We start from the raw sequence: 25304 nt of genomic DNA on the forward strand, positions 1-25304 counted from the left end.
GTTCGGTGTGAACGCTTCCTGAATCAGGCAACCAGCGCAGTGCGCTGGTCGTTCGCGACTGCCGGGTCACGAGCGTCCATTATGGCATGTGACGCAGCCGGCGAACAGGCGGAAATGTCGACGAGCTGGATGGTCTTCACGGCGGCAACGCCTTCGCAAAGCACTTGTTTCGCGCAGTCGCGGCAGCGGCCGCAGCAGGTTCCCACGCCTAGCGTTTCGGCCAGCTCGTCGAGCGTGGTCACGCCAAGATGCGCGGCACCATGAATCTCATGGTCGGTAACCTGATTGCAGATGCAGACGTACACAACTTGCCTCCTGAGGGCTGGCGGCACCGGCATGCCGCACGCGATGAGAGGCAGAATAACAGAGATCGAAAATGATAACAATTCCCATTAATCCACATGGGAAGCGTCGTGCACAGCGTCGTTGAAATGGCCCAAAAAGGCATCTGACACGCCACTTTTCGCACGAAAAAGTGGCGCGAGGTCCGCCAACAACGAGGCAAAAACCCTAAGGGTTTAAGGGTTGTGCTATGCCGACAGCAGCTTCAGGGCCGCCGCCTGTTCCTCTGGCTCGTAGCAGGTCAGGATCTGGTCCACGACCTTGCACAGCCGCTCGCAGTCCGCGTGGATGACTTCCTGCTTCACCCGCAGCAGCTGGGCCGGATGCATCGAGAATTCGCGCAGGCCCATGCCCAGCAGCAGGCGGGTCATCGCCGGATCGCCAGCCATTTCGCCGCAGACCGCCACCGGCACGCCGGCGTGGTTGGCGTCACGGATGGTGCGTGCAATCAGCTGCAGCACCGCCGGATGCAGGGGGTCGTACAGGTGGGCCACGGCGTTGTCGGCGCGGTCGATCGCCAGCGTGTACTGGATCAGGTCGTTGGTGCCGATCGACAGGAAGTCCATCCGCTTGAGAAACAGCGGCAGAAGCAGCACGGCGGCGGGGATCTCGATCATCGCCCCGATCTTGATGCCCGGATCGTACGGCTGGCCGCGCGCGTCCAGCTGGCGCTTGGCCTGCGCGATCAGGTCCAGCGTCTGGTCGATCTCGCTGGCGTGGGCCAGCATCGGGATCAGCAGCCGCACCGGCCCGAACGCCGACGCCCGCAGCAGCGCGCGCAACTGGGTCAGGAACATCGCAGGCTCCGACAGCGACCAGCGAATGGCCCGCAGCCCCAGCGCCGGGTTCAGCGCCGTCTCGAAGTCTTCGCCCAGGCCGTCCAGCGGCTTGTCGGCACCCACGTCGATCGTGCGGATTGTCACGGGCAGGCCGTGCATGGCCTCCACGGCATTGCGGTAGGCCTGGAACTGTTCGTCCTCGTCGGGCATTTCGTTCCGGCGGTTCATGAACAGGAATTCCGAGCGGAACAGGCCCACGCCGACCGCACCGGCGGCCAGCGCGGCACCGGCATCCTCGGCCAGCTCGATATTGGCCAGCAGCTCGATTTCCAGCCCGTCAAGCGTGACGGCCGGCATGTGCCGCAGCCGCTGCAGCCGCTTTTTCTCCAGCGCGCGTTCGCTCTGGCGGTGGCGGTATTCCTCGAGAATGATGGCCGACGGATCCACGATGACCAGGCCGGCATCGCCGTCGATGATGATCCAGTCGTCCTGGCGGATCAGCTCGCTGGCGCTCTTGACGCCCACGGCGGCCGGGATGTCCAGGCTGCGCGCCACGATCGCGGTGTGCGACGTGCGCCCGCCCAGGTCGGTCACGAACCCGTGGAACACCGTGTGCTTGAACTGCAGCATGTCGGCCGGGCCGATATCGTGCGCCACCACGATCACGCCGGGCGCGGCCTCGCCATCGGGGGCCAGGGCCGGCACCGGCGCGGGGGCCAGCACGGGCGCGCCGGCCAGCACCTTCAGGATCCGTTCCACCACCTGCTGGATATCGGCCTTGCGCTCGCGCAGGTACTCGTCCTCGATTTCGTCGAACTGGCGCATCAGTTCTTCAAGCCGCGTGGTCAGCGCCCACTCGGCGTTGTACCGGCGCTGGAGGATCAGTTCCTCGGGCTCGCGCGACAACGCCTCGTCGTCGAGGATCATCGCGTGGACGTCCAGGAACGCGCCCATTTCCTCGGGCGCGTCGCGCGGCAGGTCGCGCTTCAGGGTCACCAGTTCCGCCCGCACGGCCGCGCGCGCCGCGCGTAATCGCTCCACCTCGGCGTCGAGACGGTCTTCGTCGACCAGGTAGTGCGAAACATCCAGCGCAGCCGGCGCCAGGATATGGGCCCGCCCGATGGCGACCCCACGAGAAACCGGAATGCCGTGCAAGGCAAAGGGCATGACCCGCTCCGTCAGGAACGTTAAGAAATTCTGGGTGTGGCGCCAGGCCTCACTCGCCTTCGCCGAAGCGGTTGGCAATCAGCGCCAGCACGGCGTCCATCGCCTCCTGCTCGTCGGGGCCGTCGATTTCGATGGTGACCGTCGAGCCAATGCCGGCGGCCAGCATCATGACGCCCATGATGCTCTTGGCATCCACCTGGCGGCCGTTGCGGGACATCTTGACCTGGCTTTTGAAATTGCCCGCCAGCTGCGTCAGCTTGGCGGATGCGCGGGCATGGAGCCCGAGCTTATTGATGATGGTGGTGTCCCTCTGCAGCATATTTGTCGGGATGATTTGCGGTTTGATTCTGGACGGCGGTCGTGCCAATCTGCAGCACCCCTTGCGAGCCGCCGGCCAATGCCTTGGTGGCCAGCTGGTCAAGCTTTTCGGCGCGATAGCAGATCGCGCGCACGAGCATCGGCAGGTTCACGCCAGCCAACACCTTGACGCGGCCCGGCTCGGCCAGGCGCGCGGCAATGTTGGCGGGCGTGGCACCAAAGATATCGGTCAGCACCAGGGCACCGTTTTCTTCGCATACCGCGGCCAGGCTGCGCTGGGCCTCGGCCAGCACCGCGGCCGGATCGGCGTCGGCGACGACGTCGATGGCTGCCAGCCGGGGCGGCTGGCCACAGTAGACGTGGGCAGCGCAATCGCGCAGCGCCGAAGCTAGCGGCGCGTGCGCGATGATCAGAATTCCTGCCATGATGGTGAATCCGTTGGACTGCCCAAATTGTAGCAGGCAGCCTTGCGGCCTCTCCCGTGTTTATGTGCGCCCCCGCGACTGTGGCGCCTTCGCATCAGCCCCGGTGTACCGTGCCCTGCCTGCCGGCTCAGCGGCGGTCGCTGGCCACGGCCTCTTCGAGCGCATCGATGAACATCGCGCCCACGTTAAAGCCCGTCTGCTGCGTGATTTCCTGGAAACAGGTCGGACTCGTCACATTTACCTCGGTCAGGTAGTCGCCGATCACGTCCAGGCCCACCAGCAGCAGGCCCTGCTTGAATAGCCCCGGCGCCAGTGTCTCGGCGATCTCGCGGTCGCGCGCGCTCAGTTCCTGGGCGCGGCCCACGCCGCCGGCGGCCAGGTTGCCGCGAATCTCGCTGCCCTGCGGAATGCGCGCCAGCGAGTACGGCACCGGCTTGCCGCCGATCAGCAGGATGCGCTTGTCGCCCGCCTTGATTTCGGGGATGTACCGCTGGACCATCAGCGTGCGGGCGCCGTTGTCGCTGAGCGTCTCGACGATCGAGCCCAGGTTCATGCCGTCGGCCCCCACGCGGAAGATGCCCATGCCGCCCATGCCATCGAGCGGCTTGACGATGATGTCCTTGTGCTCGGCGTGGAAGGCGCGGATGCGGCCCGCGTCGCGCGTGACCAGCGTCGGCGTGACGAACTGCGGAAACTGGGCAATCGCCAGCTTCTCGGAGTGGTCGCGGATGGCCTGCGGCTTGTTGAACACGCGCGCGCCCTGCTTTTCCGCCAGTTCCAGCAGCCAGGTGCTGGTCACGTATTCCATTTCGAACGGCGGGTCCTTGCGCATCAGCACCGCATCGAAGGTGGCCAGCGGCAGCAGCGCGGCCTCGCCCAGGCGGAACCAGTCTTGCGCATCGTCAAGCAGCGTCAGCGGCCGCGCCACGGCCTCGACCACGCCGGCCGACAGCGACACCTGCGACTGCAGGCAGAAGAACAGCTCGTGCCCGCGCGCCGCCGCCTCGGTCATCATGGCGTAGGTGGAATCCTTGTACGTCTTGAAGGTTTCCAGCGGGTCGGTGATGAAAAGGATGCGCATGATGGCTCGTCGCGTTGGCGTCAGGTGAAAAGCGTCCGGCGGATTCGGATGGACCGCGCCGGACCGGGGGCGTGCGTGACAGGCGGCGGGCGCCGCAGGTCAGAGGATCGGGTTGGGATCGGTCTTCTCGAGCTCCACCGAGGCTGCCAGCAGCGCCAGGCGAGCCACCACGCCATACATGTAGAAGCGGTTCGGCACCGCCGCGCCAGGCTTGGCGTGGCTGTCCGGAATACCGTTCGGGGCAAACGCCAGCGGCACGAAATGCATGCCCGGCGCATTCAGGTTCTCGTCGTTGCCGCGGCCCGTGTGCACGCGGTAGAAGCCGCCCACCACGTAGCGGTCGATCATGTAGACCACCGGTTCGGCCACGGCCTCGTTGACCTTCTCGAACGTGTGCACGCCTTCCTGGATGATGACGTCGGAGACCTCCAGGCCTTCCTTCACGACGCTCATCTTGTTGCGTTCCTTGCGGTTCAGGCCCTTGATCTCGGACGGGTCGCGCACGGTCATGATGCCCATGCCGTAGGTGCCCGCGTCGGCCTTGACCACCACGTACGGGGTTTCCTTGATGCCGTACTCGCGGTACTTCTTGGCGATCTTCTTGAGCACGCCTTCGACGGCATCGGCCAGTTCTTCCTCGCCGATGCGCTCGTGGAAGTTCACGCCCGACTGGCGCGCGAAGTACGGGTTCACCATCCACGGGTCGATGTCGATCAGCTTGGCGAACTTCTTGGCCACTTCGTCGTAGGCGGCAAAGTGGCTGCTCTTGCGGCGTGTGGACCAGCCGGCATGCAGCGGCGGCAGCAGGTACTGCTCGTTGATGTTCTCCAGGATCGGCGGAATGCCGGCCGAGAGGTCGTTGTTGAGCAGGATCGAGCAGGGATCGAAATCCTTGAGCCCCAGGCGGCGGCCCTTGGTGCCCAGCCGCGCCAGCGGCTCGACCACCAGCGTCTGGCCGTCGGGCAGCTCGATCGGGGTCGGTTCGGTGATTTCCTCGGACAGCGAGCCCAGCCGCACGTTCAGGCCGGCCTGGCGCATGATCAGCGACAGCCGCGCCACGTTCTGCAGGTAGAACATGTTGCGCGTGTGGCGTTCCGGGATCAGCAGCAGGTTCTTGGCGTCCGGGCAGATCTTCTCGATCGCGGCCATGGCGGCCTGCACGGCCAGGGGCAGCATCTCGGGCGCCAGGTTGTTGAAACCGCCCGGGAACAGGTTCGTGTCGACCGGGGCCAGCTTGAAGCCGGCATTGCGCAGGTCGACGGAACAGTAGAACGGCGGGGTATGTTCCTGCCATTCCAGCCTGAACCAACGCTCGATGGACGGGGTGGCGTCCAGGATCTTCTTTTCCAGTTCGAGCAGCGGACCGTTCAGCGCGGTGATGAGATGCGGGACCATATCCATCCTAAGGAATCAGCTTTATTGTCCGCCCCGATTGTAAGGGAACGGCTATCTGGCTGCAGGCTCGCCTTGCATAACCTTATGCGGAACCTGGCCAGGGATGGGGATATGGGGCTGATCGGCGGTTTTCAAACCCCGGTGCCGGGCCGGCCGGGGTGGCCCCCGGGGCCGGAAGGCCGAAAGCAAAAAAAAAAGCGCGGCGTGGTGCCGCGCTTTCAAATGGCCTGACAGATACGGGGAGCGTTCTGCAGGTGGAGGAAACTGCCTCACTGGCACTCTATGCGCGCACCCCATTAAATACAATTGAGACTTTTTAAGATCCGATTTAAGCACCCTGCGAATAGGGCCGGCAGCCCTTGTCCCGCCTGGAGGCGCGCCAATCGCCGGTTCCGCACCGCGGAATGTCGGCCAGCGATCACACACCCATTCGGCGCCGCCAATAAAAAAGCCCCGGCGCAAGGCCGGGGCAAAACTCCTGAGAGAAGATTCCCAATCAGCTCTCCAGCACAACTCTGTTGTGGATATCAACCTTCATAGGCGGTTTCGCCGTGCGAAGTGATATCCAGGCCCTCGCGCTCTTCCTCTTCCGGCACGCGCAGACCAATCAGCATGTCCACCAGCTTGTAGGCCACCAGCGACACCACGCCCGACCACACGATCGTGGTCAGCACGCCTTCGAACTGGATCCACAGCTGGCCGGCGATCGAATAGTCGTCGGCCACCTTGTTGGCCACGTAGTCGTAGATGCCCACGCCGCCCAGGCTCGGTGCCGCGAACACGCCGGTCAGCAGCGCGCCGACGATACCGCCCACGCCGTGCACGCCGAACACATCCAGCGAGTCGTCCATGCCCAGCATGCGCTTCAGGCCGGTCACGCCCCACAGGCACAGCAGGCCAGCCACCAGGCCCATCACGATCGAACCCATCGGGCCGACGAAGCCGGCTGCCGGGGTAATGGCCACCAGGCCGGCCACGGCACCCGAGGCACCGCCCAGCATCGACGGCTTGCCCTTGCCAATCCACTCACCGAAGGTCCAGGCCAGCACGGCGGCGCAGGTGGCCAGCAGCGTGTTGACGAAGGCCAGCGCGGCACCGCCGTTGGCTTCCAGGCCCGAACCGGCGTTGAAGCCGAACCAGCCGAACCACAGCAGCGACGCACCCACCATCGTGAAGGTCAGGCTGTGCGGGCGGATTGCCTCGCGGCCGAAGCCGATACGCTTGCCGAACATGAAGGCACCCACCAGGCCCGCCACGGCGGCGTTGATGTGCACCACGGTACCGCCGGCGTAATCCAGCGCGCCCTTCTGGAACAGCCAGCCCGACTTGGCCGTGGCTGCGGTTGCGGCAGCGGCGTCGGTGTAGGCGTCGGGGCCCGGCCAGAACCAGACCATGTGCGCCATCGGGATGTAGGCGAACGAGAACCAGAGCACCACGAACACCAGCACGGCCGAGAACTTGGCGCGCTCGGCGAAGGCGCCGATGATCAGGCCGCAGGTGATGCAGGCGAACGCGCACTGGAACGCGAAGAACACCAGTTCCGGGATCACCACGCCCTTGCTGAAGGTGGCCGCCACGGCATCGACGTTCAGGCCCTTCATGAACAGCCGGTCCGTGCCGCCGAAGAACGCGTTGCCCTCGGTGAACGCGAAGCTGTAGCCGTAGATGGCCCACAGGATCGCCACCAGCGAGAAGATCACCAGGCACTGCATCAGCACCGACAGCATGTTCTTCGACCGGACCAGGCCGCCGTAGAACAGCGCCAGGCCGGGCAGCGTCATCAGGATCACGAACGCCGTGGCCACCAGCAGCCAGGCGGTATCGCCCTTGTTGGGAACAGGGGCCGGCGCGGCGGCGGGTGCGGCTTCGGCCGGCGCGGCGGCTGCCGGAGCCGCTGCCGCCGCAGCCGGGGCCGCCGCGGGCGCGGTGGCCGCTGCCGGGGCCGAAGCCTCGGCGGCGGGCTTGTCCTGCGCCACGGCGTGGGTGGACAGGCCGAGGCCGGCCGTGCCGAGCGCCAGCGTCATCGCGCCAGCCGTCAGGAATCGCTTGAACCAGGTTTTCATGGGTCTAACCTCTGTCTCTCGTAGTTCTGTTGTCACAGCGCATCGCCGCCGGTCTCGCCGGTGCGGATGCGGATGACCTGTTCAACGGGGGCGACAAAGATCTTGCCGTCGCCGATCTTGCCGGTGCGGGCCGACTTCTCGATGGCCTCGATGGCGCGTTCCACCACATCGTCGGGCACCGCCACCTCGATCTTCACCTTGGGCAGGAAGTCGACGATGTACTCGGCGCCCCGATAGAGTTCGGTGTGACCCTTCTGGCGGCCAAAGCCCTTGACCTCGGTAACCGTGATGCCCGATACGCCCACGTCCGAGAGGGCTTCGCGCACCTCGTCGAGCTTGAACGGCTTGATGACTGCAATGATCAGTTTCATTGGGGTTCTCCTTGAGGCAGCCCGATGGGCTCGGGCCGCCCGGCTGGGATGTGTGCTGTTTGCGTTAGAACGTCTTGGTGATCGATGCCCAGGCGGCTGCCTTGCCCAGGTAGCGGCCACGGTTGGCGCTGGTGTAGAACGACTCCTTGGCGTTGGTGTCCACATAGGCCACCGACAGCGCAAAGCCCTTGCCCAGGTCCTTGGTCAGGCCGATCTTCCAGTCCGTGTACGACGCGTCGCTGTGATGCGTCACGCCCTGGTAGCCCACGTGCGCGTTCAGCGTCAGATCCCAGAAATTCAGCGGCACGTTGGCGGACAGGTCGACGTAGTAGCTGTTCTTGCTGTCGTCGATGCCGAACAGGTTGGTCACCGCGTGCGAGTACTTCAGGAACACCGGGCCCCAGCCGATGCCGGCGTAGAGTTCGGTCGTGTACGGGCGGGTGGTCGTGTAGCCGCCCGGGTAGTAGTACTGCAGCACGCCCACGTCGTAGTTGAATTCCTCGCCGCCGACGCCGAACTTGTTCTTGTAGCCGCCGTAGAAGTCCATTTCCACGGGCGCCGAGACCGACGAGTCCGCGTCCTCGAGCCAGCTGATGCTCGAGTTCCAGTTGCCGACGTAGAAGCCGCTCTCGTGCGCATAGTCGAACCCGCCCTGGATGGCCGGACGCAGGTTGGTCTGGCTGATACCGCGATAGCGGTAGTCAGACACCAGCGACACGTTGGCACTGAATGTGTGGGGCGATGCCGGCTCGGCGGCGGGTGCGGCTGCGGGCGCGGCGGTGTCCGGGGCGGTCTGCGCGAACGCCACCGGGGCTGCCAGGCTCAACAGGACCGCAGCGGCGCTGACTGCGAGGCTCGACGTCTTCATCTGGTTCTCTCCTTTTCCTTGAAATCTTCGCGGGCTCGTTTTGAGGATCTGCTGCTTTATTGCTTTGTGGTGTTGACGCTCCTGGCAATCGATACTGCAACTGCCGTGCCAGCTATCGTCGCCCTGCGGCGGCGCATGCCGGGAGCGGCGTCCGCGGGGCGCCGGGACCACATGGAAGGAGACCGCGCCGTACCCTTGGCCGCGCCCGGAAAGCGTTAAAAGATGTGACCAGCCCTTGTCAGAGCTTTCATGGCGGGCGCCGAAGCGCCATAATCCGCGTCATGACGGGTCAAGTGCTGCGTGCTTGGCGTCCCGGTGAAACAGCCGGGCCAGCCCGGCGAGCGAGCGGCGCGATACGCCCCAGTCGGGTGCATCGGCCTGCTGGTCCCGTGTGCCAGGCGCCCCGGGCCACCGCCCCAATGCGGTGCATGGCTGGCCGATTCGCCACTGCCGGGCGCCTGGGCCACTGCCTGCCTGGCGCGGCCCGACCCGAACGATCCATTGGTCACAACAGGAGCTTCACCATGAAACCGACCGATCTCTTCAACGACCTGCAGCAAAAGGTCAGCGAGGCGCTGCGCAATTCGCCGGCCAAGGACATCGAGAAAAACGTGCGCAGCATGATGACCCAGGGCTTTGCGCGGCTGGACCTGGTCACGCGCGAGGAATTCGACGTGCAATCGCAGGTACTGGCACGCACGCGCGCGCGGCTGGAGGAACTGGAGGCCCGTGTGGCCGCCCTGGAAGCCCGCGCCGGCGTCAATCCGCCACCTTCGACCGGGGTATGACCCCAAGGCGCCAGCCGCCTGCCCCGCATCGCCAGAAAGGCCACCGTCACCCGGTGGCCTTTTTCTTTAACAAATCCGCAAACGTATGAGCCTTGCAGTCCTGCGCAGCCGCGCGCTGAGCGGCATCGACGCGCCGCCGGTATCGGTGGAGATCCATCTTGCCAATGGCCTGCCCGCATTCAATATCGTCGGGCTGGCCGATACCGAAGTCCGCGAAAGCCGCGAGCGCGTACGGGCGGCGCTGCTCAACAGCGACTTCGAGTTTCCGAACCGGCGTATCACGGTCAACCTTGCGCCCGCCGACCTGCCGAAAGAGTCGGGGCGCTTCGACCTGGCCATCGCGCTGGGCATTCTGGCCGCTGGCGGACAGTTGCCGTTGGAAGGGCTCGATGCGTTCGAGTTTGCCGGCGAGCTGTCCCTGGCTGGCGATCTGCGCCCGGTGCGCGGCGCCCTGGCCATGGCGATGGGCCTGGCGCGCGACAACCGGGCACGGGTGGCCGCCGGCCAGCCGCCGCGCGCGTTTATCGTCGCCATGGAAAACGGCCCGGAGGCCGCGCTGGTGGAGGATCTGACGGTCCATGCCGGCACCACGCTGCGCGAGGTGTGCCATCACGTGGGGCTGCCGCCCGAGCAGGCACTACGGCGCGCCCGCCCACCGCAACGGGTGGCCGATACGGGCGATGCGCCCGACCTGCGCGACGTGCGCGGGCAACTGCAGGCCCGGCGTGCCATGGAAGTTGCCGCGGCGGGCCAGCATTCCGTGCTGCTGGTGGGCCCGCCCGGCACGGGCAAGTCGATGCTGGCCCAGCGATTTCCGGGGCTGCTGCCGCCCATGACCGAGGCCGAGGCGCTCGATGCCGCTGCCGTGCTGAGCCTGACGCCGGGCGGTTTCCAGCCATCGCAATGGGGCCGACGGCCGTTCCGCAGCCCGCACCACACCGCGAGCGGGCCCGCGATGGTGGGCGGCGGCGGCAATCCGCGCCCCGGAGAGATCTCGCTGGCCCACCATGGCGTGCTGTTTCTGGACGAATTGCCAGAGTTCGAGCGCCGCGTGCTGGAAGTCCTGCGCGAACCGCTGGAAACCGGTCACATCACGATTTCTCGCGCGGCGGCGCAAATCGACTTCCCGGCCCGCTTCCAGTTCATCGCGGCAATGAACCCGTGTCCGTGCGGCTACCTGGGACACCCCACCCGCATGTGCCGCTGCACACCCGACCAGGTGCAACGCTATCAATCGCGGATCTCGGGCCCGCTGCTCGACCGCGTGGACCTGCAGATCGAGGTGCCCGCCCAGGGCCAGCACGACATCCTGGACGGCCCGCCCGGCGAACCGAGCGAAACGGTCCGCGCCCGCGCCGTGACCGCGCGAGACCGCCAGCTGGCGCGCCAGGGCATGCCCAACAGCGAACTGTCCGGCCGCGCCATCGACACCCACTGCCCGCTCGACAACACCGCGCAGACCCTGCTGCGCGGCGCGATGGACAAGCTGGGCTGGTCGGCCCGCGCGTACTTCAGGGTGCTGAAAGTGGCCCGCACCATCGCCGACCTGGAAGGCGCCGAGGTACTGAGCGCCGCCCATGTGGCGGAGGCGATCCAGTATCGGCGGGTGCTGCGGTCGGCTTAGCTTGGGGATTGAACGATGACTACTTTCGTTGCATTCGAATGGTTTTCCGAATTCTGGTGGTGGATCGTGTTCGCGACGATCCTGCTGTCCGGTATTGGCGGTGGCATCGCGCGGTTCATGCAATGGCGCACCAGAACCCGGGAGCCCGGCTGGATTGCCAGCGCCGTCGTGGGAGTTGCCGCAGCATTCCTGGTGCCGATGTTCCTGAATTCGATTTCAAGCGCCTTGATCGCCCAATCCAGGGAACACCCGGAAAAGCTCTTCGTACTGATTGGCTTTTGCATTGCTGCAGCGTACTTCGCTCAGCAATTCATCGATTCGGTCGGCCGCAGGGCCCTGAGGATATCGCAAGAGGCAAAAGCCATTGCAGAGACGGCAGAACGCACGGCACGAAGTGCAACAGATCATGCGCATCGCGCGAACAATCGTGCAGTTGCCATGTGGAAAGTCATGCAGCTGGTCGACAACGACCAGTATGCAGACGCACTTGCCGCAGCAGACCGCGTTTTGACGACAGACCCGGACCATGCGGGCTGCCTGGCATGGCGTGCCTACTGTCTGAAGCGTCTTGGTCGGGCTGCCGAAGCAGTAGCCGCCATCGACCGCGCGCTGGCGCTGGAAGGCAGCGAGGTGTTTAGCTGGCTCTTCAACGCCGCGTGCTATCGCGCGCTAATCGATACACCATTTATCCAGATCAAACCCCTGCTGTTGCGAGCGTGGCACTGTGCCACGGCAAGTCAGCGCGACTGGCTTGTCGCCGCGCTCACGTCCGAGGACGATCTCGAGCGCGTGCGTCAGGATCCGGAATTCTCAGCCCTTGTCTCAATATTCAAAAGGAATGCCACATGAGCGACACCCCTCCGACCCATTAAGCATGACGTATCCCCAGACAAAAGGCCCGCATCGCGGGCCTTCGTCATGTCACACCGGCGGTTCCAGCGGCGGCGGGGGCGGTTCCTCGATGGGCGGCTGGTCCGCCGGGAAGCCGGGCGGAGGCGGCTCGTCGGGAGGGGGTTCGCGGTGGGCAGTCAGGGGGACATCGTGCATCGGGGGCTCCAGGTACGCCGGGTCACTCCCCATTGAAGCAAACGCTGCCGCACTACGCCAGCCATTCGGCCGCCGGCGTGGCTTCAGGTGTGATGCCGGCGCACAAAGAACAGCGCGGTGCCCACGGCCACCAGCACGCCGCCGAAGAAGCGGTTCTGCCAGCGCACGGCGCGGGCGTTGCGGAACAGGCCCTGCATGCGCGACGCCAGCAGCGCGTAGCCGTGCATCACGATCAGGTCCACAAAGCACATCGTGGCGGCCAGGATGGCCAGCTGCACGCCCAGCGGATGGCCCGGGTCGATGAACTGCGGCAGTACCGCCACCATGAAAATGATGCCCTTCGGATTGGTGACATTGGTCAGCAGGCCCGTGGCAAAGCGGCGCCGACGGCTCATGACCGCGGTGCGTACTACGCCGCCCTCACCGTTGGCGCCTTCCTCCGGGGTGGTCTCCACTTTGGATCGCCATTGCTGGACGCCCAGGTAGATCAGGTACATCGCGCCAATCGTCTTGACGACCAGGAAGGCTTCCTCGGACGCCAGCAGCAGCGCGCCAAGGCCACCGCCGGCCACCAGCAGGATGATGACCAGGCCGGTCTGCAGGCCCAGGATCGTCGTCGACGTCTTCTTCAGGCCATACGACAGGCCATGGCTCATCGACAATACCGCGCCCGATCCTGGCGAAACGGCGATCACCCAGCACGCGGCAAAATAAGCCAGCCACACTTCCCAACGCATCCCTGCACTCCTGAAGGTAACAACGGTTAACGGCTAAAAGCGGTTCAATCGGATCAGGCGGTCGAGTCTGCCTCAGAACGGGTGGAATCCGGTCAGGAACTGTTCGACCTGCTCGGCCTGGCGCGTATCGCGGGCGGCATCGCCCGCTTCCAGCACCACGGCCTGGTAGACGCGGGCGCCCGACGCCACCAGCCGCGCGGTCAGGCGGCGCGGCGCCTTGTCCTGTGGCGATACGCCGGCCACCGACACTTCCACGCCGGCGAGCGACACGGGCGGCTGGGCCGCCGACATCACCGTGACGGGGTGCGCCTGGGCCGGTGCCCCGGGGTGCGCACCCAGGTTAGCCACCAGTCCCGCCTGCATGGCGTCCATGGCTTCGCGGCGCATGGCGGCATCGTCGCTGGGCAAGGTCACCACGCCCACCGCGAATAGCGTGCCCTCGATATTGGCGGCATCCATGGTCATCGGCAGCTTGTGGCCGGCAATCGATACATCGCGCGCGGCGCTGGTCGGCTTGGCCGGATACATGGCGGTGTACTTGCCGTCGTTCGAGACGATGGTCCGCCAGTCATAGCGCGGCGAGCAGCCGGCCAGCGCCAGCCACAGCAGGGCGAGCAGCGGCAGCCGGCAATGACCGGGGCGAAACAGGCCGGGACGGGACAAGCTGGACGAACCGGGCGGACGGGGGCGGAGCGTGGATGGGGGCATCGGCATGGGCGGCGCATTCGTGCGCAAGCCGGTATTATCCGGGAAGCCGCCCGCCCGCGCATGTCCGACCCGTGGCTTTCATCCCATCGTCCCTTGCCGACCACCCAGGCGCCGGCCGGCCCGTTTTCCCGTGAGGTGACCATGCCCTTCCGTTCCCTGCCCCGCCTTGCCGCACCGTGGCTGGCCAGCCTGGCCGCCGTGGCCGGCTTCAGCGCCGTGGCCGGCACCGTGCACCTGCCTCCGGTGACCGATATTGGCGCCCAGTCGGCCGCAGCCGCCAGGCAAGGCGAGCCGCTGGTGGTACTGGTCAGCCTGCCCGGCTGTACCTATTGCGAGACGGTGCGCCGCAACTATCTGGGCCCGCAGGTGGCGGCCGGGGACATTGCCGCGCGGGAAATCGACATGACGGCCGATACGCCGATCCGTGACGTCGATGGCACCATGACCACCGCCAAACGCTGGGCGCAGGCCCACAACATCTCGGTCGCCCCGACCGTGATGTTCCTGGACCCGCACGGCCGCAACCTGGCCAAGCCGCTGCGCGGCATGCAGCCCGATTTCTATGGTGCCTATCTGGAGCAGGCCATCGACGAGGCCCGTGCCAAGGTGGCCGCCCGGCCCGGCGCGCCGCAGTAGCGCCGGCACACGCTTCCCGATTGCGGCCAATTGCCGCAGCGCTGGCGGGCTTGACCGTCCACGATGCCGGCTTCCACGCCCGGCAGTAGAATAGCCGCTGTCCGATGGCTGTCCCGGTACCGTTATCCCATGTCCAATACTGCTGCTTCCGCCACTTCCCCGCGCAAACGCTGGCCGCTCGCCGTCGCGGTCGTGATCGTCGCCCTGCTCGGCGTCTTTGGCTATCGCGCCATGTCGCCAGCCAGCAAGGTGCCCGATGCCACGTTCACGCTGCTGTCGGGCCAGAAAGTCAGCACGGCCGATCTGAAGGGCAAGGTCTACCTGGTCAACTTCTGGGCCACCAGCTGCGCCACCTGCGTCAAGGAAATGCCGCAGATGATCGACACCTACAAGCAGTTCAAGGACAAGGGCCTGGAATTCGTGGCCGTGGCCATGAACTATGACCCGCCGATGTACGTGGCCAACTACGCCAAGACGCGCGAACTGCCGTTCAAGGTGGCCATGGATTCGGACGGCTCGGCGGCCAAGGCCTTTGGCGACGTCCAGCTCACGCCCACCACGTTCGTGGTCGACAAGAACGGCAAGATCCTGAAACGCTACGTGGGCGAGCCCGAGTGGGATGCGCTGCACAAGCTGCTGGACGGTGCGCTGGCCAGCGCCGCCTGATTGCCTTCCGTCCCGGTCGAAAAGGTGCCCATGCGGCACCTTTTTTGTTGCCCGCACGCCGCGCAGGCACGTGCGGCTTGCCAGTCGAAGCTGTATGGATATACAGTGGGCGCCAGATTTTTCTCAATCCTCCCCTCTGCCCTTCCCGCTGTGCTACCGGATCTCGCCCCTGAAGCCGACGTGCCCGCCGACCTCTCCCCCGAGACAGGCGACGCGGCTGCCTACCTGTCCAAGCTCAATCCGGAGCAGCGCGCCGCCGTGGAATATGCCGGCGAGGCGCCGCTGCTGATCATTGCCGGCGCGGGCTCGGGCAAGACCAATACGCTGGCGCACCGCGTCGCGCACCTGGTAGTGGGGGGCGCCGACCCGCGGCGCATCCTGCTGCTGACGTTTTCGCGCCGAGCGGCGTCCGAGATGGGCCGCCGCGTGGAGCGCATTGTCGATCAGGCACTGGGCATCCAGTCCGGCGCAGGGCGTGCGGCGCTGCAGTGGTCGGGCACCTTCCACGCCATCGGCGCCCGGCTGCTGCGCGAATACGCCGAGACGCTTGGCCTGGCGCCGAGCTTCACGATCAGCGACCGCGGCGATTCGGCCGACCTGATGCACGTGGTGCGCCACGACCTGGGGCTGTCCGAGCAGGCGTCGCGCTTTCCGCGCAAGGAAACCTGCCTGGCCATCTATTCGCGCGTGGTCAACACCCAGCTGCCGATCGAGATGGTGCTCAAGACCCAGTTTCCGCGCTACGCGATGTGGGCCGACGCGCTCAGGACGCTGTTCGCCGGCTATGTCGAGGCCAAGCAGAAGCAGCAGGTGCTGGATTACGACGACCTGCTGCTCTACTGGGCGCAGGCCATGACCGAGCCCGCGCTGGCGCAGGACATGGGCGCGCGCTTCGACCACGTGCTGGTCGACGAGTACCAGGACACCAACGCGCTGCAGGCGTCGATCCTGCTGGCGCTGAAGCCGCAGGGCCGCGGCCTGACCGTGGTGGGGGACGACGCGCAGTCGATCTACGCCTTCCGGGGCGCCACCGTGCGCAACATCCTCGATTTCCCGACGCAGTTCACGCCGGCGGCCGAACAGGTCACGCTGTCGCAGAACTACCGTTCCACGCAGCCGATCCTGCAAGCCGCCAACGCAGTGATCGGCCTGGCGGCCGAACGCTTCACCAAGGACCTCTGGTCGCTGCGCGAGTCGGCTGAAAAGCCCGGCGTGGTGGTGGTCAACGACGAAGCCGACCAGGCGCGTTTTGTGGTCGAGCAGGTGCTGGCGCGGCGCGAATCGGGCCTGGCGCTGATGCAGCAGGCGGTGCTGTTCCGCGCGGCCGACCACAGTGCGCAGGTCGAAATCGAACTGGCCCGGCGCAATATCCCGTTCGTGAAGTTCGGCGGCCTGAAATTTCTGGAATCGACGCACGTCAAGGACGTGATGGCCGTGGTGCGCTGGCTGGAAAACCCGCGCGACCGCATGGCCGGCTTCCGCACGCTGCAGCTGCTGCCCGGTATCGGGCCAAAGACCGCCGCGCGCGTGCTCGAAGGGCTGGAAGCGGCCACCGAGCCGCTGGTGGCGCTGGAGGCCTTCGAGGCCCCGCCCGCTGCCGCGCCCGCGTGGGACGACCTGCTGACGCTGGCCCGCACGCTGATGGCGCCCACGTCGCCGTGGCCGTCGGAGTTCGAGCAGGTGGTGGCGTGGTACGCGCCGCATCTGGAGCGCATGCACGACGATGCCGCCGCGCGCCAGGCCGACCTGCAGCAGATCGAGCGCATCGCGGCCACCTATGCGTCGCGCGAGCGCTTTCTGACCGAACTGACGCTGGACCCGCCCAGCGCGTCCAGTGACGAATCGGGCGTGCCGTCGCGTGACGAGGACTACCTGATCCTGTCCACCATCCATTCGGCCAAGGGCCAGGAATGGAAGGCCGTGTACGTGCTCAACGCCGTGGACGGCTGCATGCCGTCCGACCTGGCCACCGGCACCACCGAGGAAATCGAGGAAGAACGCCGCCTGCTGTACGTGGCCATGACGCGCGCGCGCGACCACCTCGACGTGATCGTCCCGCAGCGGTTCTACGTGCACAACCAGGTGGGTTTTGGCGACCGCCACGTCTACGCGTCGCGCACGCGCTTCCTGCCGAACCGCGTGATGCCGAATTTCTACAGCCGGTCGTGGCCGCCCCCGCCGATGCCGGGCGAAGGGCAGGACAAGGCGTCCTTGCCGCAGGTCGATCTGGCATCCCGCATGCGCAACATGTGGAAATAGGCGGCCATCAGGCCAGCGCCACCCCCGCCTGGCGCACTACCTCCACCAGCGCCCCGTCGCGCAGCAGCGCGGCCACGCGTTCGATCTCGTCGGTCATGTAGCGGTCCGTGTCCAGGAACGGCACGTGTTCGCGCACGAAGGCGAAGACGGCGCGGCCGGCTGGCGACAGGTGCTCGACCGCGCCGGCCAGTTCCGCCGCCTGGCACGCGGCCAGCAGCTCCAGCGCCAGGATGTACTGGTTGTTGTCGAGGATACGGCGCGCGTTGCGGGCCGAGATCAGCCCCATGCTGACCACGTCCTGGTTGTCGCCGTTCGACGGCACGCTCTGGATGCTGGCCGGGCTGCAGATCGTGCGGTTCTCGGCCACCAGCGCCGTGGCCGGGTACTGGGCGCCGGCAAAGCCGCACGACAGGCCTTCGTTGGCGGCGGCCAGGAAGGCCGGCAGGCGATTGTTCAGGTGCGGGCTCAGCAGGCGGTTCAGACGGCGTTCGGCCATCACGCCCAGTTGCGTGGCGGCGATGGCCAGGAAGTCCATCGCGAAGGCCACCTGCTGGCCGTGGAAATTGCCGCCGTGGAACAGCGCGTCATCGTCAAAGAACAGCGGGTTGTCGTTCGACGAATTGAGTTCGCGCGTCACCACGTTGGCGCAGTGATCCAGCGTATCGCGCACGGCACCGAGCACCTGGGGGATGCAGCGCAGCGTGTAGGCCTTCTGGATGAACACGCCCGTGCCGGTGTTCTTTTCGTCGCCGGCGCGATGCTTCATCTCCGCGCTGAGCGTGTCGTGCCCGGCCAGCCGCGTCGAGCCGGCCAGCAGCGCGCGCAGGTTGGCGGCGGAGCTGACCTGGCCCGGGTGTGGCTTGGCGATGTCGTGGCCGTGCGCCATGAACGCATCGGCCGATGCCGACAGCCCTTCCAGCGCCAGCGCCGCAATCGCTTCGGCCTGCCGGACCTGCGCGCGCAGCGTCTCCAGCAGCAGGCACGACACCCCGGTCATGGCGGAAGTGCCATTGATCAGCGCCAGCCCTTCCTTGTACGCCAGCGTGATCGGGGCAATGCCGTGCTGTCGCAGCACGTCGGCAGTGGGCGCCGTGCCGCCATCGGCGGTCAGCACCTTGCCTTCGCCAATCAGCGTGATGGCCACGTGCGACAGCGGCGCAAGGTCGCCGCTGGCACCGAGCGATCCCACCTGCGGCACGGCCGGCGTGATGCCGGCGGCCAGGTATTTGAGCAGTTGCTCGATCACAACCGGGCGCACCGCCGAATAGCCGCGCGACAGCGCGTTGGCCCGTGCCACCATCATGGCCCGCACTTCATCGCGCGAGAACAGCGGCCCCACGCCGGCGCAGTGGCTGCGCAGCAGGTTTTCCTGCAGCGCGCGGCCGTGCTCGATATCGACCCAGTTGTGGACCAGTTCGCCAAACCCGGTGGACACGCCGTAGATCGGCACATTGGTGGCCGCCACTTGCTCGAAGCGGGCCCGGGCGTCGCGCACCTTGTCGAGCACGTCGGCAGGAACTTGCGCGGTCAACTTGCCGTGGGCGATGGCGGCGACGGCTTCGGGGCGGAGCTGGTAGCCGTCGATGGCGGCTTGGGATGCGGTGTGGGTCATGGGGCGTGCGGTAGGGATTCAAGGCCGGGCGAGAGTGTACCGCGCCCGATTCGCCCTGCCGCAGCCGTTACAGTCCGTAGCGTTTGATCTTGTCGTAGAGCGTCGCCTTGCCCACTTGCAGCAGATCGGCGGCCTGGCTGACGGCGCCGCCCGTGCGCGCGAGCGTATCGGCGATCACGGCGCGCTCGTAGCGTTCCATCCGCTCGCGCAGCGGAATCGATTCGTCGCCGCCTTCGGCCTTGCCGGCATGGCCGCCCTCGGGCACGCCCAGCACCAGGCGGTCTGCCGCGTTGCGCAGCTCGCGCACGTTGCCGGGCCACGGGCGTTGCATCAGCTGCTGGCGCTGCATCTCGGACAGGATCGGCGCCGGCCGCTGGTAGCGCACGGCGGCCACCAGCATGAAGTGCTCGAACAGCGGCACGATATCCTCGCGACGCTCGCGCAGCGGCGGCAGCGGAATCGTCACCACATTGAGGCGGTACAGCAGATCCTGCCGGAACGCGCCCTGCGCCACCAGCGACTCCATGTCGCCCTTGGCGGCGGCGACGATGCGCACGTCGATCGGCAGCGATGCGTTGGAGCCCAGCCGCTCCAGCGTGCCTTCCTGCAGCACGCGCAGCAGCTTCACCTGCAGCGCCAGCGGCATGCTCTCGATCTCGTCCAGGAACAGTGTGCCGCCCGACGCATGTTCGAGCTTGCCGATGCGGCGCTTGCCCGCGCCCGTGAACGCGCCCGCCTCGTGGCCGAACATCTCGCTTTCGAAGATCGATTCCGGCACCGCGCCGCAGTTCAGCGCGATAAACGGCGCGTCGCGGCGCGTGGACAGCGCGTGCAGGCTGCGCGCCACCAGTTCCTTGCCGGTGCCGGTCTCGCCGTTGATCATCACCGGCACATCGGTTTCGGCCACATTGGCGATCAGCCCGCGCACCTGGGCAATGGCCGGCGACCGGCCGATGATGCGCGTGCCGGCCGCCGGGCCGGCCAGTTCACGGCGCAGCGCCACGTTTTCGAGTTCCAGGGCGCGGCGCTCCAGCGCCCGGCGCACGGTGTCGGTCAGGCGGTCCGCGCCGAACGGTTTCTCGATGAAGTCGTAGGCGCCTTCGCGCATCGCCTGCACCGCCATCGTAATATCGCCATGCCCGGTCACCAGGATCACCGGCAGGCCCGGCGCCACGTTGCGGCAGTGGTGCAGCAGGTCCAGCCCCGACGCGCCGCCCAGGCGCACGTCGGTGACCAGCACGCCCGGGAAGTCGGCGCTCAGGTGCGGCATCGCGGCCTCGGCCGACGGCAGCGCCAGCACCGCGAATCCGGCCAGTTCCAGGCTCTGTGCCGTGGCCTGGCGCACCAGCGGTTCGTCTTCGACAAACAGCACGCGCAGCCCGTCTTGCATCGCAATCATTTCGCTTTTCCTCATCACGCCGCCACGGGCTGGCGCGCCCGCCGCAGCGTCACCACAAATTCCGCGCCGCCACCTTCGGCATCGCCGGCCACCAGCTGGCCGCCGAACTCGCGCACGATCGACGACGAGATGGCCAGCCCGAGCCCCAGGCCCTGGCCGATTTCCTTGGTCGTGTAGAACGGCTCGAACAGGCGCGGCAACGCGTCCGGCGCAATGCCGGTGCCATTGTCGCGCACCGCGATACGTACCTGTTCCTCGGTGGCGGCGACGTCGATCTCCACCCGGCCATCTGGGCGGCCCACGGCGGTAATAGCATCGAGCGCGTTGCCCACCAGGTTCAGCAGCACCTGTTCGAGCTTCAGCTCGTCGGCCCACACGGCCAGGTCGGCGGACTCGCCGTCCAGCCCGCGTATGCGCAGCATCACCTGGCCCAGGCGCGGGGCGATCAGCTGCAGCACATGATCCAGCGCGGCACGCACGCGCACGGCATTGCGGCGCTGGCGCGCCTTGCCGGCAAACAGCTTGAGCTGGCCCGTGATCTTGCCCATGCGCTCGGTCAGGTCGGCGATGGCCGACAGGTTGCCCGTCGCGGCATCGAGCTGCCCGCGCTCCAGCAGCACCCGGGTGTTGTCGGAGAACGTGCGCAGCGCCGCCAGCGGCTGGTTGAGTTCGTGCGTGATGCCCGCCGCCATCTGGCCCAGCGCGGCCAGCTTGCTGGCCTGCACCAGTTCGTCCTGGGTCGCGCGCAATTCGCCTTCGGCGCGGGTGCGCTCGGCCACCTCGCCTTCGAGCTGTTCGTTGATGGCCATCAGGTCGGCGGTACGCGCCTCGACGCGGCGTTCCAGTTCGTCGTAGGCGGCTTCCAGCAGGCGGCGGCTGTACAGCATGTCGCGCGCGCGCTGGCGGCGCTGGCGCAGATTCACCAGCAGCAGGCAGATGCACGCGTACGCCAGCGCGGCGCCGATGGTCGCGCTGCGGGCATTGGCCAGCACCGGGTCCAGCGGCGCCATGACCTGCATGTTCCATCCGGCCGGGCCCACCGTGCGGTTGATTTCAAGGTAGCGGTCGCCGCCGGTGTCGGCCAGGCCGAAGCCCAGGCCGGCGCCCTCGCCGCCATCGGGCGCGCCCTCGCCATCGCGCCGGTCGGTCGGACCCACCCGCACCAGCCGCTGGCCATCGGAGAGCGTGTTGTCGGCCAGCCAGCGCATGAGGGGCGACGTCAGCGACTGCATCGGCAGCGGCGTGACGTCCACATCGTGGTACTGGCGCGTGCGTTGCAGTTCCGCCTGCAGCGCCGGCGGCAGCGGCCGCAGCGTGCGGTACTGCCAGCCGGGCACCGACGACAGGAAGATCACGCCGTGGTCGTCGGACACCATCAGCGGCTCGCCGCGGCCCGAGCCGGCGCGCTGGAACCATTCCAGGTTCAGCTTGACCACCGTCACGCCGATCACCTTGCCGCCGGCCTCGATCGGCTGGGCGATGTAGTAGCCCGGTTCGTCGCTGGTGACGCCGATGGCATAGAAGCGGCCTACCTCGCCGCGCGAAGCCATCTGGAAATATGGACGGAAGCGATAGTCGGTGCCGACGAAGCTGCCCGGCTCGCCATGGTTGCTGGCGGCCAGCGCCAGGCCGTTCGCGGCGATCACGTAGGTGGCCGATGCCCGGGCGCGCCGGTTGACCTCCACCAGGTAGTCATTGACGGCCGCGATGCGTGCCGGGTCTTGCGGCGACGCCAGCAGCGCACGCACGGACGGGTGCAGCGACACCAGCGCAGGCAGGAATTCGTAGCGGTCGAGCGTGGATTCGAGGGTGCCCGCGTACCGGTCGGCACGCATGGCCGTGGACTGCTGCAACGCGACGATGCCGCGCTGCACCGACAGCAGCCAGGTCAGCGTGCACAGCACCAGCAGGCCGGCCAGCAGCGCAACGGCAAAGCCCCACCAGCGCGAACTGTGCTCCGGCGCGTGCACGGAGTCAGGCGGTGCGGGGTCATGCACGGCAAGGAAGTCGTCGGAATGGGGCATCGGCGCGGGCGAAAGCTCTGGCGCCGATGATACCCGCTGGCCGCCCTGGGGGGCTCCCGGGCCAGCGGGGGGATGCTGCGGGGTGCCCGCGACGCCGTTCAGCGGGTCGGCGGGCACCTGGCCAGACATGTCAGGCGCTGGCGTCGGCGAGTTCGACGTTGTCATCGCCACCACCGCGCAGCACGCGGTTCAGGCGGGCGCGGTCAAGCTCGCGTTCCCAGGCCGACACCACCACGGTGGCCACGCCATTGCCGATGATGTTGGTCAGCGCGCGGCATTCGCTCATGAAACGGTCGATGCCCAGGATCAGGACCATGCCGGCCACCGGGATGGTCGGCACCACGGCCAGCGTGGCCGCCAGCGTGATGAAACCCGAACCGGTCACGCCGCTGGCGCCCTTGGACGTCACCATCGCCACGGCCAGGATGGTCAGCTGCTGCATCAGGGTCAGCTCGATATTCGTCGCCTGGGCGATGAAGATCACGGCCATCGTCATGTAGATGTTGGTGCCGTCCAGGTTGAACGAGTAACCGGTAGGCACCACCAGGCCGACCACCGACTTCGAGCAGCCCAGCTTTTCCATCTTCTCCATCAGGTGCGGCAGTGCGGCTTCCGACGAGCTGGTACCCAGCACGATCAGCAGCTCTTCCTTGATGTACGCGACGAAGCGGATGATCGAGAAGCCGGTCAGGCGCGCCACGGTGCCCAGCACCACCAGCACGAACACGATGGCGGTGAAGTAGAACGTGCCGATCAGCTTCAGCAGCGGGATCAGCGAACCCAGGCCGTACTTGCCGATCGTGAAGGCCATGGCGCCGAACGCGCCGATGGGGGCCACCTTGGTGATCACGTGCACGATGTGGAAGAACACCTTCGACACCTGGTCCACCATGTCGTGGATGATCTGCGCGCGGTCGCCGATGATGGCCAGGGCCGAGCCGAAGAACAGCGAGACCAGCAGGATCTGCAGGATGTCGCCATTGGCGAACGCGCTGAAGATCGTGTCCGGGATGATGTGCATGAAGAACTCGACCGTGCTCTGGCCGTGGGCCTTCGACACGTATTGCGAGATCGTCTTGGTGTCCAGCGTGGCCGGATCGATGTTGAAGCCCACACCGGGCTTCAGCACGTGCGATGCGATCAGGCCGATCAGCAGCGCGAACGTGGACACGATCTCGAAGTACAGCAGCGCCTTGCCGCCCACGCGGCCCACCTTCTTCATGTCGCGCATGCCGGCAATGCCGGACACCACGGTACAGAAGATGATCGGGCCGATGATCATCTTGATCAGCTTGATGAACGCGTCACCCAGCGGTTTCATTTCCACGCCGGTGGCCGGCGCGAAATGTCCCAGCAGGATGCCCACGGCAATCGCGAACAGGACCTGCACGTACAGGATCTTGTAAAAGGGTTTCCTCATGATGTCGTCCTCGGTGTTTTGACCGGTGCCGGGCGCTCGGAAGGCGCCCACGTTGCACGCCTGGCCCGCGATGACCGGGCGGCGCGTCTGGAAGTAACTATTTGCAACCGCCGTGCCACGCACGCCGGCGCCGCCAAGTCCTTGATTTGCCAGGGAAACCATCGGGACCGGCGCGCGAATCGGTCCGGGAGTCCGGAAATCCGGAATCGGTGCCTCCGGGAATTCGGACGGCTACGGGCCGATTTCGGCCCAAAAAGTGGTGTGTTCGGCATACGGCACGCCGTCTCTGCCCGCCGGAGCCCGCGCCGGACGGCCACGCGCATCGCGATTTCCGGCATTCCGGGCGGCGCCGCCGCGCGGAACGGCGCGCGCGACCACGTATAATTCCGAGCTTCCTCGATTCATGCCGCGCCAGGCGCCCGCGTTACCGCGGTCCGGCGCCACGCAGTCCAGTTCGCCGCCATGAGCAGCTACTACAAACACCACGTTTTCTTCTGCCTGAACCAGCGCGACGACGGCAAGGCCTGCTGTGCCGACCACAATGCCAAGGCCATGCAGGAATACGCCAAGAAGCGCTGCAAGGAACTGGGCATCGCCGGCGCCGAGGGCCGCGTGCGCATCAACAAGGCCGGCTGCCTGAACCGGTGTGAACTTGGTCCGGTGCTGGTGGTCTACCCCGAGGCCGTCTGGTACACCTTCGTCGACGAGCAGGACATCGACGAGATCATCGACAGCCATCTGATTCACGGCAAGCCCGTCGAACGCCTGATGGTCGATCGCTGATCCGGTACCCGCCGGGCCGTGCCGGGCCGCCTGCCCGGTTTTTTGTTGTGCCGCTTTTGTCGTGCCGCTTTTGTCGTGCTGTTGTCGCCGAACCTTCCTGCCCCCTCGCCATGAACGCGCATACCCAGGTCACCACCATCGCCGGCCCCGTCGGCGCCATCGACATCTCGATCGATCTGCCGCAGAACGAGCCGGTGCGTGGCCTGGCGCTGGTGGCGCATCCGCACCCGCTGTTCGCCGGCACCAAGGACAACAAGGTGGCGCAGACGCTGGCACGCACGTTCGTGGCGCTGGGCTATGCCACGGTGCGGCCGAACTTCCGCGGCGTGGGCGGCACGGCCGGCGAGCATGACCAGGGCATCGGCGAACAGGACGACCTGCTGGCCGTGATCGACTGGATGCGCACGCAGACCGCGTGGTCGCCGGACGTGGCCGCGCTGCCGCTGGCGCTGGGCGGCTTCTCGTTCGGCAGCTTCGTGCAGACCCACGTGGCACGCCGCCTGGCCGAAGCGGGCACGCCCGCGCAGCGGCTGGTGCTGGTGGGCACGGCCACCAGCCGCTGGGACGTGGCCGCCGTGCCGGCCGACACCATCGTGATCCACGGCGAGCAGGACGACACCGTGCCGCTGGCCAGCGTGCTGGACTGGGCCCGTCCGCAGGAACTGCCGGTCATCGTCATTCCCGGCGCCGACCACTTTTTTCACCGCAAGCTGCACCTGATCAAGCAGCTTGTCGTCAACGCGTGGGAACGGTGAACCGTCCCGCCCGCGCCATCCCTTTATTGTTGGAACA

General features: G+C 66.9%; 24 protein-coding genes. 8 read left to right on the forward strand and 16 right to left on the reverse strand.

The features are described from left to right. Nucleotides 1–23: 23 nt before the first annotated feature. The 9 genes from AC24R4_RS15245 to AC24R4_RS15285 all read right to left on the reverse strand — a co-directional run bounded on the left by AC24R4_RS15245 (nucleotide 24) and on the right by AC24R4_RS15285 (nucleotide 8809). Nucleotides 24–305, reverse strand: coding sequence for a (2Fe-2S)-binding protein (locus tag AC24R4_RS15245; RefSeq protein ID WP_400392139.1), 282 nt, complete (start codon nucleotides 303–305; stop codon nucleotides 24–26). Between the two features lie 225 nt (nucleotides 306–530). Further along, nucleotides 531–2288 carry a phosphoenolpyruvate--protein phosphotransferase gene (ptsP, locus tag AC24R4_RS15250; protein WP_400392142.1) on the reverse strand — a complete coding sequence of 586 codons (1758 nt, stop codon included), beginning with the start codon at nucleotides 2286–2288 and terminating at the stop codon, nucleotides 531–533. A 49-nt stretch (nucleotides 2289–2337) separates the two neighbouring features. Continuing rightward, nucleotides 2338–2607 (reverse strand): HPr family phosphocarrier protein, encoded by a 270-nt coding sequence (locus AC24R4_RS15255; RefSeq protein ID WP_092603109.1) that lies wholly within the window; start codon nucleotides 2605–2607, stop codon nucleotides 2338–2340. Then, nucleotides 2576–3031, reverse strand: coding sequence for a PTS sugar transporter subunit IIA (locus AC24R4_RS15260; RefSeq protein WP_153949029.1), 456 nt, complete (start codon nucleotides 3029–3031; stop codon nucleotides 2576–2578). Before AC24R4_RS15260 ends, AC24R4_RS15255 begins: the two co-directional genes overlap by 32 nt. Before the next feature lie 127 nt (nucleotides 3032–3158). Further along, entirely contained in the window at nucleotides 3159–4112 is a 954-nt protein-coding gene (gene gshB, locus AC24R4_RS15265) for a glutathione synthase (protein ID WP_400392146.1), read from the reverse strand. A 99-nt stretch (nucleotides 4113–4211) separates the two neighbouring features. Next, a complete protein-coding gene (gshA, locus tag AC24R4_RS15270; protein ID WP_400392149.1) occupies nucleotides 4212–5507 on the reverse strand; it encodes a glutamate--cysteine ligase in 1296 nt (431 codons plus the stop codon). 527 nt (nucleotides 5508–6034) lie between these two features. Continuing rightward, the gene (locus AC24R4_RS15275) at nucleotides 6035–7570 is read right to left on the reverse strand and encodes an ammonium transporter (protein WP_400392152.1); all 1536 of its coding nucleotides are present in this window, start codon (nucleotides 7568–7570) and stop codon (nucleotides 6035–6037) included. Between the two features lie 32 nt (nucleotides 7571–7602). Next, nucleotides 7603–7941: a P-II family nitrogen regulator gene (locus AC24R4_RS15280; protein ID WP_066739826.1), complete on the reverse strand. Its 339-nt coding sequence runs from the start codon at nucleotides 7939–7941 to the stop codon at nucleotides 7603–7605. Between the two features lie 64 nt (nucleotides 7942–8005). Continuing rightward, nucleotides 8006–8809: a TorF family putative porin gene (locus tag AC24R4_RS15285; protein WP_400392156.1), complete on the reverse strand. Its 804-nt coding sequence runs from the start codon at nucleotides 8807–8809 to the stop codon at nucleotides 8006–8008. 524 nt (nucleotides 8810–9333) lie between these two features. On the opposite strand from AC24R4_RS15285, the gene AC24R4_RS15290 reads away from it, so the two are divergent. The 3 genes from AC24R4_RS15290 (at nucleotide 9334) to AC24R4_RS15300 (ending at nucleotide 12070) form a co-directional block, all read left to right on the forward strand. Next, on the forward strand, nucleotides 9334–9597 hold the full coding sequence (locus AC24R4_RS15290) for an accessory factor UbiK family protein (RefSeq protein ID WP_066739835.1): 264 nt from the start codon (nucleotides 9334–9336) through the stop codon (nucleotides 9595–9597). An 85-nt stretch (nucleotides 9598–9682) separates the two neighbouring features. Next, nucleotides 9683–11221 carry a YifB family Mg chelatase-like AAA ATPase gene (locus AC24R4_RS15295; protein ID WP_487523318.1) on the forward strand — a complete coding sequence of 513 codons (1539 nt, stop codon included), beginning with the start codon at nucleotides 9683–9685 and terminating at the stop codon, nucleotides 11219–11221. A gap of 15 nt (nucleotides 11222–11236) precedes the next feature. Further along, the gene (locus tag AC24R4_RS15300; RefSeq protein ID WP_487523319.1) at nucleotides 11237–12070 is read left to right on the forward strand and encodes a YEATS-associated helix-containing protein; all 834 of its coding nucleotides are present in this window, start codon (nucleotides 11237–11239) and stop codon (nucleotides 12068–12070) included. A gap of 72 nt (nucleotides 12071–12142) precedes the next feature. On the opposite strand, the gene AC24R4_RS15305 is transcribed toward AC24R4_RS15300, so the two are convergent. The 3 genes from AC24R4_RS15305 to AC24R4_RS15315 all read right to left on the reverse strand — a co-directional run bounded on the left by AC24R4_RS15305 (nucleotide 12143) and on the right by AC24R4_RS15315 (nucleotide 13668). Next, on the reverse strand, nucleotides 12143–12268 hold the full coding sequence (locus AC24R4_RS15305; RefSeq protein WP_302847671.1) for a hypothetical protein: 126 nt from the start codon (nucleotides 12266–12268) through the stop codon (nucleotides 12143–12145). A gap of 83 nt (nucleotides 12269–12351) precedes the next feature. After that, nucleotides 12352–13005, reverse strand: coding sequence for a LysE family transporter (locus tag AC24R4_RS15310; RefSeq protein WP_400397180.1), 654 nt, complete (start codon nucleotides 13003–13005; stop codon nucleotides 12352–12354). Nucleotides 13006–13077: 72 nt separating this feature from the next. After that, the gene (locus AC24R4_RS15315; protein WP_487523320.1) at nucleotides 13078–13668 is read right to left on the reverse strand and encodes a hypothetical protein; all 591 of its coding nucleotides are present in this window, start codon (nucleotides 13666–13668) and stop codon (nucleotides 13078–13080) included. A 186-nt stretch (nucleotides 13669–13854) separates the two neighbouring features. Here AC24R4_RS15315 and AC24R4_RS15320 point away from each other — a divergent pair, with 186 nt between their 5' ends. The 3 genes from AC24R4_RS15320 (at nucleotide 13855) to AC24R4_RS15330 (ending at nucleotide 17274) form a co-directional block, all read left to right on the forward strand. Beyond that, nucleotides 13855–14349 carry a thioredoxin fold domain-containing protein gene (locus tag AC24R4_RS15320; RefSeq protein WP_487523321.1) on the forward strand — a complete coding sequence of 165 codons (495 nt, stop codon included), beginning with the start codon at nucleotides 13855–13857 and terminating at the stop codon, nucleotides 14347–14349. 129 nt (nucleotides 14350–14478) lie between these two features. After that, entirely contained in the window at nucleotides 14479–15015 is a 537-nt protein-coding gene (locus tag AC24R4_RS15325; protein ID WP_487523322.1) for a TlpA disulfide reductase family protein, read from the forward strand. 150 nt (nucleotides 15016–15165) lie between these two features. Further along, nucleotides 15166–17274: an ATP-dependent helicase gene (locus AC24R4_RS15330; protein ID WP_400396145.1), complete on the forward strand. Its 2109-nt coding sequence runs from the start codon at nucleotides 15166–15168 to the stop codon at nucleotides 17272–17274. Between the two features lie 7 nt (nucleotides 17275–17281). Here AC24R4_RS15330 and cmdF read toward each other — a convergent pair whose 3' ends face one another. From cmdF to AC24R4_RS15350, 4 genes are all read right to left on the reverse strand, one after another. Beyond that, nucleotides 17282–18886, reverse strand: a complete 1605-nt coding sequence (gene cmdF, locus AC24R4_RS15335; protein WP_487523323.1) for a tyrosine 2,3-aminomutase — start codon at nucleotides 18884–18886, stop codon at nucleotides 17282–17284. Between the two features lie 67 nt (nucleotides 18887–18953). After that, entirely contained in the window at nucleotides 18954–20276 is a 1323-nt protein-coding gene (locus AC24R4_RS15340; protein WP_400395165.1) for a sigma-54-dependent transcriptional regulator, read from the reverse strand. A 23-nt stretch (nucleotides 20277–20299) separates the two neighbouring features. After that, the gene (locus AC24R4_RS15345) at nucleotides 20300–22309 is read right to left on the reverse strand and encodes a sensor histidine kinase (RefSeq protein ID WP_400395163.1); all 2010 of its coding nucleotides are present in this window, start codon (nucleotides 22307–22309) and stop codon (nucleotides 20300–20302) included. Nucleotides 22310–22439: 130 nt separating this feature from the next. Further along, a complete protein-coding gene (locus AC24R4_RS15350) occupies nucleotides 22440–23729 on the reverse strand; it encodes a dicarboxylate/amino acid:cation symporter (protein ID WP_400395160.1) in 1290 nt (429 codons plus the stop codon). Between the two features lie 462 nt (nucleotides 23730–24191). Between AC24R4_RS15350 and AC24R4_RS15355 the strand changes: the two genes are divergently transcribed. Together AC24R4_RS15355 and AC24R4_RS15360 are read left to right on the forward strand one after the other, a co-directional pair. Next, entirely contained in the window at nucleotides 24192–24512 is a 321-nt protein-coding gene (locus tag AC24R4_RS15355) for a (2Fe-2S) ferredoxin domain-containing protein (RefSeq protein ID WP_092603084.1), read from the forward strand. 110 nt (nucleotides 24513–24622) lie between these two features. Continuing rightward, nucleotides 24623–25267, forward strand: a complete 645-nt coding sequence (locus tag AC24R4_RS15360) for an alpha/beta hydrolase (protein WP_400394831.1) — start codon at nucleotides 24623–24625, stop codon at nucleotides 25265–25267. The last annotated feature ends 37 nt before the right edge of the window (nucleotides 25268–25304 follow it).

It is taken from the genome of Cupriavidus sp. CER-90 (assembly GCF_057652055.1).

What these genes read in the sequence shown, in the direction of transcription:
- AC24R4_RS15360 (WP_400394831.1), top strand. Translation starts at nt 24,623, where the DNA reads ATGAACGCGCATACCCAGGTCACCACCATCGCCGGCCCCGTCGGCGCC.
- gshA (WP_400392149.1), bottom strand. Translation starts at nt 5,507, where the DNA reads ATGGTCCCGCATCTCATCACCGCGCTGAACGGTCCGCTGCTCGAACTG.
- AC24R4_RS15305 (WP_302847671.1), bottom strand. Translation starts at nt 12,268, where the DNA reads ATGCACGATGTCCCCCTGACTGCCCACCGCGAACCCCCTCCCGACGAG.
- AC24R4_RS15340 (WP_400395165.1), bottom strand. Translation starts at nt 20,276, where the DNA reads ATGCAAGACGGGCTGCGCGTGCTGTTTGTCGAAGACGAACCGCTGGTG.
- AC24R4_RS15255 (WP_092603109.1), bottom strand. Translation starts at nt 2,607, where the DNA reads ATGCTGCAGAGGGACACCACCATCATCAATAAGCTCGGGCTCCATGCC.
- AC24R4_RS15345 (WP_400395163.1), bottom strand. Translation starts at nt 22,309, where the DNA reads ATGCCCCATTCCGACGACTTCCTTGCCGTGCATGACCCCGCACCGCCT.
- AC24R4_RS15275 (WP_400392152.1), bottom strand. Translation starts at nt 7,570, where the DNA reads ATGAAAACCTGGTTCAAGCGATTCCTGACGGCTGGCGCGATGACGCTG.
- cmdF (WP_487523323.1), bottom strand. Translation starts at nt 18,886, where the DNA reads ATGACCCACACCGCATCCCAAGCCGCCATCGACGGCTACCAGCTCCGC.
- AC24R4_RS15355 (WP_092603084.1), top strand. Translation starts at nt 24,192, where the DNA reads ATGAGCAGCTACTACAAACACCACGTTTTCTTCTGCCTGAACCAGCGC.
- AC24R4_RS15325 (WP_487523322.1), top strand. Translation starts at nt 14,479, where the DNA reads ATGTCCAATACTGCTGCTTCCGCCACTTCCCCGCGCAAACGCTGGCCG.
- AC24R4_RS15260 (WP_153949029.1), bottom strand. Translation starts at nt 3,031, where the DNA reads ATGGCAGGAATTCTGATCATCGCGCACGCGCCGCTAGCTTCGGCGCTG.
- AC24R4_RS15300 (WP_487523319.1), top strand. Translation starts at nt 11,237, where the DNA reads ATGACTACTTTCGTTGCATTCGAATGGTTTTCCGAATTCTGGTGGTGG.
- AC24R4_RS15290 (WP_066739835.1), top strand. Translation starts at nt 9,334, where the DNA reads ATGAAACCGACCGATCTCTTCAACGACCTGCAGCAAAAGGTCAGCGAG.
- AC24R4_RS15320 (WP_487523321.1), top strand. Translation starts at nt 13,855, where the DNA reads ATGCCCTTCCGTTCCCTGCCCCGCCTTGCCGCACCGTGGCTGGCCAGC.
- AC24R4_RS15285 (WP_400392156.1), bottom strand. Translation starts at nt 8,809, where the DNA reads ATGAAGACGTCGAGCCTCGCAGTCAGCGCCGCTGCGGTCCTGTTGAGC.
- AC24R4_RS15310 (WP_400397180.1), bottom strand. Translation starts at nt 13,005, where the DNA reads ATGCGTTGGGAAGTGTGGCTGGCTTATTTTGCCGCGTGCTGGGTGATC.
- AC24R4_RS15280 (WP_066739826.1), bottom strand. Translation starts at nt 7,941, where the DNA reads ATGAAACTGATCATTGCAGTCATCAAGCCGTTCAAGCTCGACGAGGTG.
- ptsP (WP_400392142.1), bottom strand. Translation starts at nt 2,288, where the DNA reads ATGCCCTTTGCCTTGCACGGCATTCCGGTTTCTCGTGGGGTCGCCATC.
- AC24R4_RS15295 (WP_487523318.1), top strand. Translation starts at nt 9,683, where the DNA reads ATGAGCCTTGCAGTCCTGCGCAGCCGCGCGCTGAGCGGCATCGACGCG.
- gshB (WP_400392146.1), bottom strand. Translation starts at nt 4,112, where the DNA reads ATGCGCATCCTTTTCATCACCGACCCGCTGGAAACCTTCAAGACGTAC.
- AC24R4_RS15350 (WP_400395160.1), bottom strand. Translation starts at nt 23,729, where the DNA reads ATGAGGAAACCCTTTTACAAGATCCTGTACGTGCAGGTCCTGTTCGCG.